The organism is Arthrospira sp. PCC 8006 (assembly GCF_046480465.1).
GTDB classification, from domain to species: domain Bacteria; phylum Cyanobacteriota; class Cyanobacteriia; order Cyanobacteriales; family Microcoleaceae; genus Limnospira; species Limnospira platensis.
Window position 1 is genome coordinate 1 of record NZ_PKGG01000153.1, and the last position, 12,878, is coordinate 12,878.

Genomic DNA, 12,878 nt, shown 5'->3' on the forward strand with positions numbered 1-12,878 from the left:
TGATATCTAACCCGGCTTGTTTGGCTTTAGTTTCCGCCACCGCCAACATATAGGGAGATAAGTCTAAGCCGATCACTTCGGCATTAGGAAAGGTTTGTTTTAATAGTAGGGTAGTTGAACCTGTGCCGCACCCTAGGTCTAATATGCGTCTAGGTTTAACGGTAATGGTATCAATAGCTTCTTGGCGGACCCAGGTTTCATTGGGGGGAATGGCGTATTGGGTAATGGGGTCGTAGGTGAGGGCGGCGCTTTTATTCAGGTATCCTCCCTCGATACCGTGAAAGTCTTGGGTTTGGTAATATTGGGGATAGACGAGGTTGGGGTCAGTGAGGCGATCGCACACTGACTCCCAGTCGATACTTTTGTCCAAGCTATCGATCGCTTCTCGGTCTACAAATAATTTGAACATGGGCGCTAAATAGCGCTCAAAAATTGTATCCTGACGTGGCATGACTGCGACCTGATTTTTGGCAAAGCTGCCACCATTATAACTAATTTTTTCCCGATTGGGGAAGTTTTAGGATTGTTCAGGTGGGGCGATTTTCTCGTTTAAGGCGCGCCGGGCGATTTTGGTGACATAGACCGTGACGGCTACGGTGGCTACCAGTCCCACGCCATACAGTATCCACTCCCCTGTTGTACGCGATCGCTCAGTTCCCAGGGTGGCTAAACTACCCGCAATAGATCCAATATACACATACATGACTGTTCCTGGCATCATACCTATCCAGGAAGCCAGAAAATAATCTTTTAGGGAAACTTTGGTTAAGCCCAAACTATAATTTAGCAGGTTAAACGGAAAGATGGGCGACAGGCGCAGGAGTCCTACGATTTTCCAGCCTTCCTTCCCTACTGCATTATCGATCGCTTTGAATTTTTCCTGACCGGCGATTTTTTCCGATACCCAACCCCTAGCTAAATATCGGCCGATTAAAAACGCACAAATTGACCCCAAAGTTGAGGCGATCGATACATAAACAGAACCCCAAATTACCCCAAAGACAAACCCCGCACCTAGGGTTAATATCGAACCCGGTAAAAAGGCAACAGTTGCCACAATATACAGGAGCATAAATACTCCCGCCCCCCAGCCGCCTAAGCTGTCTATCCACTTGATCGCATTTCTTAATATATCTTGAATTGCCAACATTTTTGCCAAACTCACCTTATAACTTATCCGCTAATTAGCCAGGAATTATCATTGATTTTACTTGACAGATTCCCGGCTTTATGGTAGGCAATAGTCAAGGGTATGAGCCTAAACTAGCCCCAAAATCATCATGTTAAAGCACCTCCACAACTAGAACCGCAGCCCGCAGTACAACCATAGCAATATGCTTCAGTGTGGACGGTTTCAATGATATCTAAACTGTCAGCTTCCAGAAGTGTTTGAACTGTGATATTTTGACCATCAGGGGTTCTGGCGGGTCGATTTTCCATCTGGTTAAAATCACAGTCGTAGACATTTCCCAGATAATCAATTGATAATTCATTCCGACACATGAGATTTTCCACGGTATCAGGATTATAGTTATCCGCCAAAAAATCTAAGTATTTATCGTGGAGTTTTTGACGCTGTAAAAATAACTTAGTGCGACCTATGGGAAGGTTGGTAATGGTGAGAAGTTGATTAAACTCAATATCGAATTTCTCTCGCAGATAGACCTTATAGGCTTGTTGTAGGTTTTCCTGTTGGGGGGGTAGGGAAAAGCTGTCTGAGGTGGGTAAAGCTGGGTTATAGACTAGATCTAAAATTAGATCCGGCGCGTGACCATATCCTAATTGGTTGAGTTTTTGAATGGCGKCGATCGAGTCTTGATAAACCCCTGAACCTCTCATGCGATCGACAKTATCTTGCAAATAGCAGGGTAAAGATGCTATAATCCTGACTTGGTGGTGGCTACAGTAGGCGGGGATATCCTCAAATCCCTTAACAAAATAAATAGTTAAGTTGGAACGGACAATTACTTGTTTATTGAGGGATTTCGCCACTTCTAATAATGGCTTAAAACCATAATTCATTTCGGGCGCACCACCAGTTAAGTCCACAGTTTCAATTTGTGGAAAACGCCGAATTAACTCAATTAATTGTTCACAAATTTCTGGGGTTAATTCTTCGGTGCGTCGGGGACCAGCTTCTACATGACAATGAGTACAGGCGAGGTTACAGCGTTTTCCTAGATTAATCTGTAAAACCCTAATCGAGTTTTTGGTTAAAGGGGATTTAATTGTTTTGTGAAATGGTGCGATCGTGGTCTGAATCATGATTAATTGGCTAGTACTATGATGATCAGTTATTGTAACAACTATCTAGCTAAAATTACCGGAAATTTGGAAAACACAAGTTTCTCAAGTGTTCCCCAAGTTTACCTCAGATACCATATCTATGCCATGGTTATATATCACCTCATATAACTTAAATTTTGATGAGACTAAGCCGAAAAATCCCTGAAAATTTTTAAAATTATCCCATGTTTGGTAATCCCGGATACAGTAAATCAGGAGAGATGATATAAATGCAAATCTTTGACCCAGAATCAAAAGAAGTTTTTTTATGGGAATGTTTATTAGTTTTGGTGATACTATACAATTTTATTGTTATCCCATTTCGTATAGCTTTTGATACCACTACTTCCCATTTATGGTTAGGGATAGATTTAGCCGCAGACTTAATTTTCATCATGGATATTTTCCTAAGATTTAGGATGGCATATATTGACCAAGGAGAATGTATTACAGACCTGCAAAAAATCGCTCAAAATTACCTGGCTACATATTTGAAAATGAACCTAGCCGCTAGTCTCCCCCTGGATTTAATGGCTAGGCTATTTTTTCCTCAATTATCAGTATTGATATTGGCTATCCTCAGAATACCGAGGCTGTTGAGACTGTCGCAATTTTTTAGAATTTTTCGGCGATGGGAGACTAATGTTGAAATTAATCCAGCCCTAGTGCGTATGACTGAGTTAGTGCTGATTATATTTCTGATTGATCATTGGGTCGCCTGTATCTGGTTTTGGATTGGTAAGTCAATGATTGCTTACGGAGACTCTTGGTTAATTAATTCTAACTTAGATACAGCCCCCATAGCTACCCAATATATGAAATCTCTATATTGGTCAATTACTACTTTAACAACTGTCGGTTATGGCGATATTACCCCCACCAGTAACTTAGAAATTGCATTTACTTTAGTTGTAATGATTTTGGGGGTGTCTATGTATGCGTTTATTATTGGTAATGTGGCTTCTGTGGTCAGTAGTTTAGATGCTAGTCAGGCTAGGTTTAGAGAACAACTTGATCAAGTTCAGTCTTATATGCGCGATCGCAAAATTCCGGCTTTTTTACAGGCGCAGGTTAGGGACTACTATCAATATCTGTGGGAATGCAACCGAGACACATCATTTGACCGGGACTTTCTCGATGAAATTCCCAATTCTTTAAAAACTAAAATTTATCTGTATTTATATCAGGAATTATTGGAAAAAGTCCCCCTATTTAAAAATGCTGATCCAGCTTGTATTGAAGCCTTAGTGGTTAAACTAAAACCGAGAATATTGCCACCAAATGACTATATAATTAGGGAGGAACAGTTAGGACATGAAATGTATTTTATCCAGCGGGGAGAAGTGCAAGCCTTTTCCGAAAAAACCGGAAAAGTATATAGAATCATGTCAGCGGGGTCATTTTTTGGCGAAATTGCTCTAGTTTATTCTACCCGTCGCACTGCGTCCGTTAAAACCCTCAGCTATTGTGAGCTTTTTGTACTGTTAAAAGAAGATTTCGACAGTGTTTTAGACAACTATCCTCATTTTGCTAAACAAGTTAAAGAAATCGCCCAACAGCGTTATAATACTGAATAATTAATCACAGAATTTATAACAATTCTTGAACTGGTGGGATGCTAGAGTTATTACTAGGTTGAGCATTAATATCAAATCGATTCATAATATATATAACTCCCGCCGCAATAAAAAGCCCTAAAACTAAGCCAATAACTACTAGAGACAAAAAGGAATTTTTGAGATTTTTAACTACTCGTGGATCATATTCATTAAATTGCAGGTCTTCGATATCTGATTCCGAGGGATGATGGATATTGTTTAACCCATTGGGGGATTGATTATCTTTCTGAGAATTAGGGTTCTGATGAGAAAATGGATTCATGAGCTACTTTTGTTGGTGTCAACAAGATAAGATGAGACAACATATAATTATATCATACTTATTGATTAATGACACCAATCTAAAATTAACATATCAGGGTCAGAATTATGAGCTATAGTTAAGCCTTCAATGCGGTTAGAAGCAACTGTTACCTGATATCCCTCTAGGGTGATGAGTTCCGATGCGATAAATTCAGCTAGTTTAGGGTCATCTTCTACCAGAAGTAGGTTTAACTTTGGCTTTGGTGAGTTCTCCCTGTGCTAGTCCGGTGTTATTTGCGGTATTAGCAGGGGCGGCGGAGAGGGGTTATCAACTGCTCGGAACCCTGACTATGGTGAGTTATGCTCTGGGATATACTCTGTTGATTTTCCTAGCTAGTTTGTTTACTGGATTAGCAAAACAAAGCAAGCGGTTGTTAAACCATTCTGAAGGTATTATCCGCTTTGGTAGTGTGGCTTTAATGATGACAGGTGCTTACTATATCTTGACGGTAACTCAATGGTTTTTATGCGGTTATATTACTTCCCATAAATCAAGCCAGCTATAAATGTTGTCAGTTAAGTTTATAGGGCTGCTATGGTATGATAAAAAAATCCCCCCAGCAGTTGGGGGGGAATGATTAATTAGGTATTGAATTGGTTAAATTGGTTAATTCTCAGACAGGGACTTACCGATGATGGGAGCATTTAGAGAAACCAATTCTTGAGTATTGGTAGCAATGGGATTATTCTTAACCAAAGTGGGGACAGACTGCCGCATTAAAGCGGTAAGTTGAGTTGTGGTTGAATCATACATTTGTGTTACCACTTTGGGATATAACCCAATGCCAATTATGGGCACTAATAAACAGGCGATAACAAATACCTCGCGGGGTTCTGCATCTACCAGTTTTTCGTGGGAGGTTAGTTCCTGATTTTCGGGACCATAGAGAATTTCCCGCAGCATGGACAGCAGATAAATGGGGGTAATAATTACACCAACTGCAGCCAGGAAGACGACTAGCACTTTAAATGTGGCATTGTAAGCATCACTGGTAGCGATACCAATAAACACCATTAATTCAGCCACAAACCCACTCATTCCGGGTAAGGCTAGAGATGCCATTGAACAAGTAGTCCACATGGCAAAAACTTTCTTCATCTTTAAACCAACCCCTCCCATTTCATCTAACATGAGCGTATGGGTGCGGTCATAAGTACAGCCGACCAGGAAGAATAAACTAGCCCCAATTAAGCCATGGGAAATCATCTGCAACATGGCACCACTGAGGCCTATTTCTGTGAATGAGCCCATACCAATTAACACAAACCCCATGTGAGAAATTGAGGAATAGGCGATTTTTCGTTTGAGGTTGCGTTGGGCAAAAGAAGTGAAGGCGGCATAGACGATGTTAACTACGCCTAAAATCACTAAAATGGGGGCGAAGGTGGCATGGGCATCGGGTAGCATTCCCACATTCATGCGTAGCAAGGCATAACCGCCCATTTTTAGGAGGATACCCGCTAGTAACATATGGGCGGGGGCGGTAGCTTCCCCGTGGGCATCAGGTAGCCAGGTATGAAGGGGAAAAATGGGTAATTTGACCCCGTATGCAATCAGAAACCCACCATACAGGAGTAATTCTAGTTTAATGGGAAAGTCCTTAATGGCGATCGCCTGCATATCAAAGGTAACAGTATCGCCATAGAAGGCCATAGTCAGGGCTGCGACCAAAATAAACAGGGAACCGCCTGCGGTATACAAAATAAACTTAGTAGCCGCATACAGGCGCTTTTTACCGCCCCAAATTGAAAGAATTAGGTAAACGGGAACTAATTCCAACTCCCAAACCAGGAAGAATAACAACATATCCTGGACAGCGAAAACGGCAATCTGACCGCCATACATCGCCAACATTAGGAAGTAGAAAAGTTTGGGCTTTAAAGTGACTGGCCAAGCTGCTAAAATCGCGAGGGTGGTGATAAATCCGGTGAGGATAATCAGGGGCATAGATAAGCCATCAGCCCCCACGGACCAACTCAAACCGATTTCGGGTAGCCAGTCATAACGTTCTACCAACTGTAAACCGGGGGTATTCAAGTCATACCCAGTACAGAAGGCATAAACAATAATTGAAAAGTCAATCAATCCCACGATTAGGGCATACCAGCGCACCGTTTTACCATCTTTATCAGGGATAAAGGGTAAAAACAGTGATGCCACAATGGGAAACAGAATTGTAATCGTCAGCCAAGGAAAATTAGCCATTGTCATGTTTAGTTGTCCTTTCACGCTTAGGACAAAAGCGCCAATCATTCACTACAAGATTGGGAAAGTGTTGTGAATCTAATGGTTAGTTAAACCGGAGATTTTCCACTTCCCCAAATTACGGAAACACGGAGGTAATTGCAGTTAGCCAATGCCGGAAAATACGACAAAGCCGAGGACTGCTACAAATACAATTAGGGCGTAAAATTGGGCGCGACCATTCTCTAAGTATTTGAGACCTTCTCCGGTGACTAAAGCCACTAAACCTGTTAAGTTAACGGCACCATCAACAACTCGATAGTCAACTTCGAGAATTTGACGGGCGAGGCGGCGACTTCCTTTGACAAATAGGAGGTCGTTAATATCGTCGAGATACCATTTGTTGAGGGAGAATTGGTAAAGAGGTTGGATTTTTTGAGCGATCGCATTTGGAGCTATTTGATGTTTCAAGTACATCAAGGATGCCAAAGTAATACCAATCAAAGCAATGCCAACGGAACTCCCCGCCATAATCACAAATTCGCCGAGTTCAAACTCAGCCAACTGTTCCATCACCTCAGCTATTGACTCCCCGGGAGCGTGAATAAACATCTCGAAATAGTTATTAAAGGGAGTTCCTAATAACCCAATAAACACAGAGGGAACAGCTAAAGCCATCAAAGCAATAGTCATAGTCCAGGGAGACTCATGGGGAGTATCACTATGACCATGACCGTGATCATGACCATGACCATGATCATCGCTATGTAGTTCCTCTGGGTTCATCGCACCCGGACCAAAGGCATAATTAGGGCCATTAGCCGCCGCCGTTAGCTGTTGCTGTATGGTTGTATCATTACCCCGAAATTGACCTTCAAAGGTGCTGAAATACATACGGAACATATAAAATGCCGTAATACCAGCCGTTAGCCAGCCTACCACCCACAGGGCAGGATTAGAAGCAAAGGCACTGCTGAGAATCTCATCTTTTGACCAGAAGCCAGCAAAGGGAGGAATGCCGCAAATAGCCAGAGTCCCAATCAAAAAGCAGGTGCTAGTAATGGGCATATATTTCCGCAGTCCCCCCATTAGTCGCATATCCTGGGCTAAAACCGGGTCGTGTCCGACTACGGCTTCCATACCATGAATAACCGAACCCGAACACAGGAACAACATTGCCTTAAAATAGGCGTGGGTCATTAGGTGGAAGAGTCCGGCGCTATAAGCACCGACACCCATTGCCATGACCATATAGCCTAGCTGGGAAATGGTGGAGTAGGCGAGTCCTTTTTTGATGTCGTTTTGGGTGATGGCGATACTAGCGCCTAAAAAGGCAGTAAAGCAACCAGTCCAGGCGATCGTAGTCATCACCACGGGGATACCCTCAAACACGGGGTACATTCTGGCGATCAGGAATACCCCAGCCGCTACCATGGTGGCGGCGTGAATGAGAGCAGAAATGGGGGTCGGGCCTTCCATTGCGTCAGGAAGCCAAACATGGAGGGGAAATTGAGCGGATTTGGCTACGGGACCCAAGAACACTAGGATGGCAAATATAGCAGCCAGCGCCCCACTAATGGACCCGCTTTCTACTAGGTATTCTAGGCGAGACCCCATTAACTCAAATTCAAAGGTGTTAGTCGCCCAATACAGACCGAGGATGCCTAACAGCAGACCAAAGTCACCGACACGGTTAGTGATGAAGGCTTTTTGACAGGCATCTGCTGCTGGTTTGCGATCGTACCAAAACCCGATCAGTAGGTAGGAAGATACCCCTACCAATTCCCAGAAAATATAGACTTGTAGCAGGTTGGGACAAACTACCAGACCCAACATAGACGAGCTAAATAGGCTCAGATAGGCATAAAAACGAACATATCCTGGATCATGAGCCATATAGCCGTCGGTGTAGACCATGACCAATAGGGCTACAGTGGTGACGATCGCCAACATCACAGCGGTCAGATGGTCAATTGTGTAGCCCATACTGATTTTAAAGTCTCCAGCCGCCGCCCACTCAATTATATGAGTGTAGGATTCATGGCCGTTGATTTGACTGGCTAGGAGAGCAAAGGACAAAACCATTGATGCACCTAACAGGGAAATCAGGAATATAGCGCTTCCCTGTCTAATTTTGTTAGTGGCTTTGTTCAATGAGATTAGCCCTATGCCCACCAGCATCGCACCAAAGAGGGGCAACACCGGAATTAACCAGGCATATTGATAAAGGGGTTCCATAACTGATGACAGCTTTATACTTCTTAACAAATGGGTTAAACCGATCCCAATTGTGACACAGAGTTTGTCGCTTCTGAATAAATATCCATCTTTTTCAACCAAAGTCCCTAAAAATGGTCCACTGACACCCCCAGATAGATAGATTCAAATAAGTTGACATACCTATTGTCATAGACTATACTCAATCCATGCAGTCAAGGATAACCCAGGATCAAAAAAAAATCACAGCCTGAAACCCTTACTGTGTAGTGGATTTAGACAATCTCGAAAAAAAGTTTGCCCAAAGGCTTAACAAAACTTTACTCTTTGAGTATAATTCACTAACAAGCAAGCAATAGGTATTTATTCTCACACTGACCATGAGCAGTCAAATTCCCTGGCTAACAGCAATTATCTTATTTCCCCTATTGGCATCCTTTGCCATTCCCCTAATTCCCGACCGAGAAGGCAAAACTATCCGCTGGTATGCCCTAGGAGTCGGTTTGATAGACTTAGTTCTGACAATTGTATGCTTTTGGACTAACTACAATCTCAACGATTCAACATTCCAACTAGCCGAAACCTATAGTTGGATTCCCCAATTAGGGCTGAACTGGTCAGTGGCAGTAGATGGCCTATCAATGCCCCTAATCGTACTAACAGGTTTCGTTAATACATTAGCTATTCTAGCCTCCTGGCGCGTCACCAACAAGCCCAGACTATTTTATTTTCTCTTATTAGTGCTGTACTCCGCCCAAATGGGAGTATTCGCAGCCCAAGACCTGCTATTATTCTTCCTGATGTGGGAACTAGAACTGGTTCCCGTTTATATTCTGATTTCCATCTGGGGTGGAGCAAAGCGCCTCTATGCAGCGACTAAATTCATTCTATATACTGCCCTAGGTTCCATCTTCATCCTAGTCGCCGCCCTAGCAATGGCATTCTACGGCTCCAACCTCAGTTTCGACATTAGCACCCTCGCTCACAAAAACTATCCCCTAGCCTTAGAATTATTCTTGTATGCAGGCTTCCTAATTGCCTTCGCCGTCAAACTCCCTATCTTCCCTCTCCACACATGGCTACCTGATGCTCATAGCGAAGCATCCGCGCCTGTATCCATGATTTTAGCGGGTGTTCTCCTGAAAATGGGTGGTTACGGCTTAATCCGCATGAACATGGAAATGCTACCCAACGCTCACCTGTATTTTGCCCCAATTCTGGCAATTCTAGGAGTAGTTAATATTGTCTACGGTGCATTAAGCGCCTTTGCTCAAGATAACCTCAAACGTCGATTAGCTTGTTCCTCTATCTCCCACATGGGTTTTGTCCTCCTGGGTATTGCTTCCTTAACTGAATTGGGACTTAACGGCGCAGTTCTGCAAATGATTTCCCACGGTTTAATCGCCGCCATGCTGTTCTTCCTAGCAGGTGTTACTTACGAACGTACCCACACCCTATCAATGTCCAAATTGGGCGGTATGGCTAAAGATATGCCTAAAGTGTTTGCCCTATTCACTGCTGGTTCAATGGCTTCTTTAGCACTACCTGGAATGAGTGGTTTTGTCGGAGAATTAACTATCTTCCTCGGCATCACAACTAGCGATATCTACAGTTCCAACTTCAAAATTGTAGTCATCGGTTTAGCTGCTGTCGGTCTAATTTTAACCCCCATTTATTTACTCAACCTATTGCGGGTGGTGTTCTACGGTGAAAATAGTGGCGGATTCAACATTGAAAAATATCTAGGAGATGCCAAACCTCGCGAAGTGATGATTGCCACCTGTCTACTGTTACCAATTATCGGGATTGGTTTATATCCGAAAGTAGCGACTCAAACCTATGATGTAAAAACTGTTGAAGTCGCTTCTCAAGTGCGTGAAATCTTCCCGGTATTTGCTCAACAACAACGCGGTTCAGTGCTTTACTCAGGCGGGTTTGTAGCTCCCAAAATCGCTCCCGAAACCTCTGTAGAAGCTCTCCTACCTACTAACGATTCTAACGCCTAGAATCCTCTGTAAATATTAATCGGTATAGGTTGCACTTACAAAACGTAGGTTCTGTAGGGGTATGGTTTTGTCACGGTGATATCAGTAACTGTGTACCTTATCAATGCCTATATTTACCTCCTAACGCTGGGTGGGATGATGAACTAAAATCAACAGCTTCTATCTATGCTATAACTGAGGATAGCGTAACCAATATTGTTGGATTAGAACCAACAATAAATTGGTAAATTGTACTTTGATTTAGGAGTTTATTATGAGTTTCTCAGTTTACAGTTCTATTGTCAATTTAGACACTCTAAATATGAGCAGTAAAATACCGGGAACTCCCGAAACTACCGCGATAAGTTTGACTGCTAACACTATCACGGAAGTTGTGCCTATCAATGCTACCAGTAACGGTAGAACGGTGTTTGTAAAGAATCGGTCAAATACCAATGTACATCTAATATTTGACCCTACAGGTGATAGCGTGTCAGACGCTGCATTTTCGGTTAAGCCAGGTGATACCATCTCAATAACGTGGGGTAGAACTGAGTTACAGGCGATAGCAGAATCTAGCGCTAGTATCAGCGTTACAATTATCGAATATATCAATATGTAATCATCAAATGAATGGCTAGTATTAAGTTATTAGCCATTTATTTGATTACTCAATATAGAGGCAGTTATGACTAATTTCAACATTTACTCTAGTAAGTTTGGGCAATCAACCGATGACTTGCCAGAAGGTGAAGTTAATCTGTATTTAACTAATGAACGGATACAAGCAGTTATTGACTCACATACTAATTTAGTCAAATTAACTCAGTTAACTTGGAATAATATTACTAATAAACCTGGCACTTTCCCCCCATCTACTCATTCCCATAGCTGGACTGAAATAACGTCCAAACCGTCTACGTTTACTCCATCAGAACATACACATACTATTGCTAATGTTACAGGACTTCAAAGTACATTAGACGGTAAAGAGCCTACTTTTACCAAAAGTACAGCATTTAACAAAAATTTTGGAACAACTATTGGAACTGTTACAGAAGGTAACGATGTCAGATTATCAAATGCTAGAACACCAACTAGCCATACACATACCTTATCTCAAATAACAAATTCAGGTAATGTTGCTGCCATTGATACAAATGGCAGTACATCTAACTATTTACGCGGCGATGGTGTTTGGGTAACACCTCCTAATACAACTTATTCTGCGGGAACTGGCTTAACTTTAGTAGGAACTGAGTTTAGAAACACCGCCCCAAACGTATCCACCAACCTCTCTACAAGCACTACAAGCAATACGTTAACCGTTAACAGTTCTGACGGTACTAATGCTGTATTACCTGCTGCTACAACAACCGTTGCAGGTGTAATGTCGAACGCTGATAAGACAAAGCTGGATGGGATTGCGGCAGGCGCACAAGTAAATGTAGCAACTAATTTAGGAGTAACAGCAGGAACAACAGCAGGTCCTGTAGTTACATCATCAACAGGAACTAATGTTACTTTACCTACAGCTAGTGCAACTAATTCAGGGATAATTACAACTGGGAATCAGACATGGACAGGAGTTAAAACATTTAATTCATTAATTACCGGGTCAATAAGTGGAAACGCCGGAACAGCAACAGCACTTCAAACAGCAAGAACAATTAATGGGACTTCGTTTAATGGTAGTGCCAATATAACAATAACTGCCAATACTCCTAATACATTAACAAATGGTACGGGATTAACTGGAAATAATTTTAATGGGAGTGCTTCAACAACATGGGCAGTTGCTTACGGCACTACAGCAGGCACAGCCTGTCAAGGTAATGATAGTAGATTATCTGACGCTAGGACTCCCACAACGCACACACATTCAAATATTACATTAACAGCAGGTGATGGTTTATCAGGAGGAGGAACATTAGCAGCTAATAGAACAATTAATGTAGATTCAACTGTAGTAAGAACTACAGGAAATCAAACTTTAACAGGAATTAAAACATTTAACATAACAAATAATCCAGTAACTTTTGCAACTAATGAAAGTTTTCCTGATGGAAATATGCTTATTTATTTTAATGTTTGGAGGGGGTTTGACATACGCCGGATAGGCTCTACTGCTAGTTCGGCAAGTTTAGTACTAAATAGTAGAGTTGGAGGAAATAGCTGGGCGTTTTCTCATCAAGGGCATTATTCTATGCAATTAGAAGCAGATAATAATCCTAGAGTATTTATATATCATGGTCTTAATTTTCATCAAAGCGATGTTTGGCG

General features: G+C 42.2%; 11 protein-coding genes and 1 pseudogene. 6 read left to right on the forward strand and 6 right to left on the reverse strand.

Features of this window, described 5'->3' with window-relative positions; all coding sequences use genetic code 11:
* The 3 genes from B9T16_RS19195 to arsS form a co-directional block, all read right to left on the reverse strand.
* A partial coding sequence (locus B9T16_RS19195) for a class I SAM-dependent methyltransferase (protein WP_410245511.1) occupies positions 1–451 on the reverse strand: 451 nt, incomplete at its 3' end.
* 66 nt (positions 452–517) lie between these two features.
* Positions 518–1,150: a TVP38/TMEM64 family protein gene (locus B9T16_RS19200; RefSeq protein WP_410245515.1), complete on the reverse strand. Its 633-nt coding sequence runs from the start codon at positions 1,148–1,150 to the stop codon at positions 518–520.
* Between the two features lie 128 nt (positions 1,151–1,278).
* The gene (arsS, locus tag B9T16_RS19205; protein ID WP_410245512.1) at positions 1,279–2,265 is read right to left on the reverse strand and encodes an arsenosugar biosynthesis radical SAM (seleno)protein ArsS; all 987 of its coding nucleotides are present in this window, start codon (positions 2,263–2,265) and stop codon (positions 1,279–1,281) included.
* A 251-nt stretch (positions 2,266–2,516) separates the two neighbouring features.
* Between arsS and B9T16_RS19210 the strand changes: the two genes are divergently transcribed.
* Positions 2,517–3,863 (forward strand): ion transporter, encoded by a 1,347-nt coding sequence (locus B9T16_RS19210; protein ID WP_410245513.1) that lies wholly within the window; start codon positions 2,517–2,519, stop codon positions 3,861–3,863.
* Between the two features lie 13 nt (positions 3,864–3,876).
* Here the strand turns inward: B9T16_RS19210 and B9T16_RS19215 are convergent, their stop codons facing one another.
* On the reverse strand, positions 3,877–4,167 hold the full coding sequence (locus B9T16_RS19215; protein WP_410244350.1) for a hypothetical protein: 291 nt from the start codon (positions 4,165–4,167) through the stop codon (positions 3,877–3,879).
* Between the two features lie 244 nt (positions 4,168–4,411).
* Here B9T16_RS19215 and B9T16_RS19220 point away from each other — a divergent pair, with 244 nt between their 5' ends.
* Positions 4,412–4,714, forward strand: a complete 303-nt coding sequence (locus B9T16_RS19220) for a cytochrome c biogenesis protein CcdA (RefSeq protein WP_410244367.1) — start codon at positions 4,412–4,414, stop codon at positions 4,712–4,714.
* Positions 4,715–4,815: 101 nt separating this feature from the next.
* Here the strand turns inward: B9T16_RS19220 and B9T16_RS19225 are convergent, their stop codons facing one another.
* A complete protein-coding gene (locus tag B9T16_RS19225; RefSeq protein ID WP_172973475.1) occupies positions 4,816–6,414 on the reverse strand; it encodes an NAD(P)H-quinone oxidoreductase subunit 4 in 1,599 nt (532 codons plus the stop codon).
* Between the two features lie 144 nt (positions 6,415–6,558).
* Positions 6,559–8,631: an NAD(P)H-quinone oxidoreductase subunit 5 gene (locus B9T16_RS19230; protein ID WP_006620027.1), complete on the reverse strand. Its 2,073-nt coding sequence runs from the start codon at positions 8,629–8,631 to the stop codon at positions 6,559–6,561.
* A 359-nt stretch (positions 8,632–8,990) separates the two neighbouring features.
* Between B9T16_RS19230 and B9T16_RS19235 the strand changes: the two genes are divergently transcribed.
* The 4 genes and pseudogenes from B9T16_RS19235 to B9T16_RS19250 form a co-directional block, all read left to right on the forward strand.
* Positions 8,991–10,616 carry an NAD(P)H-quinone oxidoreductase subunit 4 gene (locus B9T16_RS19235; protein WP_006620028.1) on the forward strand — a complete coding sequence of 542 codons (1,626 nt, stop codon included), beginning with the start codon at positions 8,991–8,993 and terminating at the stop codon, positions 10,614–10,616.
* A gap of 11 nt (positions 10,617–10,627) precedes the next feature.
* A pseudogene (locus tag B9T16_RS19240) lies at positions 10,628–10,843 on the forward strand (hypothetical protein); the annotation flags it as partial.
* Positions 10,844–10,869: 26 nt separating this feature from the next.
* Complete coding sequence (locus tag B9T16_RS19245; protein ID WP_014274319.1) at positions 10,870–11,217, forward strand: hypothetical protein; 348 nt, start codon at positions 10,870–10,872, stop codon at positions 11,215–11,217.
* A gap of 66 nt (positions 11,218–11,283) precedes the next feature.
* On the forward strand, positions 11,284–12,878 hold a 1,595-nt coding region (locus B9T16_RS19250; protein WP_410245514.1), incomplete at its 3' end, for a hypothetical protein.

Excerpts from the sequence above, each read along its gene's own strand:
- B9T16_RS19215 (WP_410244350.1), bottom strand. The coding sequence starts at position 4,167 with ATGAATCCATTTTCTCATCAGAACCCTAATTCTCAGAAAGATAATCAA.
- B9T16_RS19210 (WP_410245513.1), top strand. The coding sequence starts at position 2,517 with ATGCAAATCTTTGACCCAGAATCAAAAGAAGTTTTTTTATGGGAATGT.
- B9T16_RS19225 (WP_172973475.1), bottom strand. The coding sequence starts at position 6,414 with ATGGCTAATTTTCCTTGGCTGACGATTACAATTCTGTTTCCCATTGTG.
- B9T16_RS19245 (WP_014274319.1), top strand. The coding sequence starts at position 10,870 with ATGAGTTTCTCAGTTTACAGTTCTATTGTCAATTTAGACACTCTAAAT.
- B9T16_RS19235 (WP_006620028.1), top strand. The coding sequence starts at position 8,991 with ATGAGCAGTCAAATTCCCTGGCTAACAGCAATTATCTTATTTCCCCTA.
- B9T16_RS19200 (WP_410245515.1), bottom strand. The coding sequence starts at position 1,150 with ATGTTGGCAATTCAAGATATATTAAGAAATGCGATCAAGTGGATAGAC.
- B9T16_RS19230 (WP_006620027.1), bottom strand. The coding sequence starts at position 8,631 with ATGGAACCCCTTTATCAATATGCCTGGTTAATTCCGGTGTTGCCCCTC.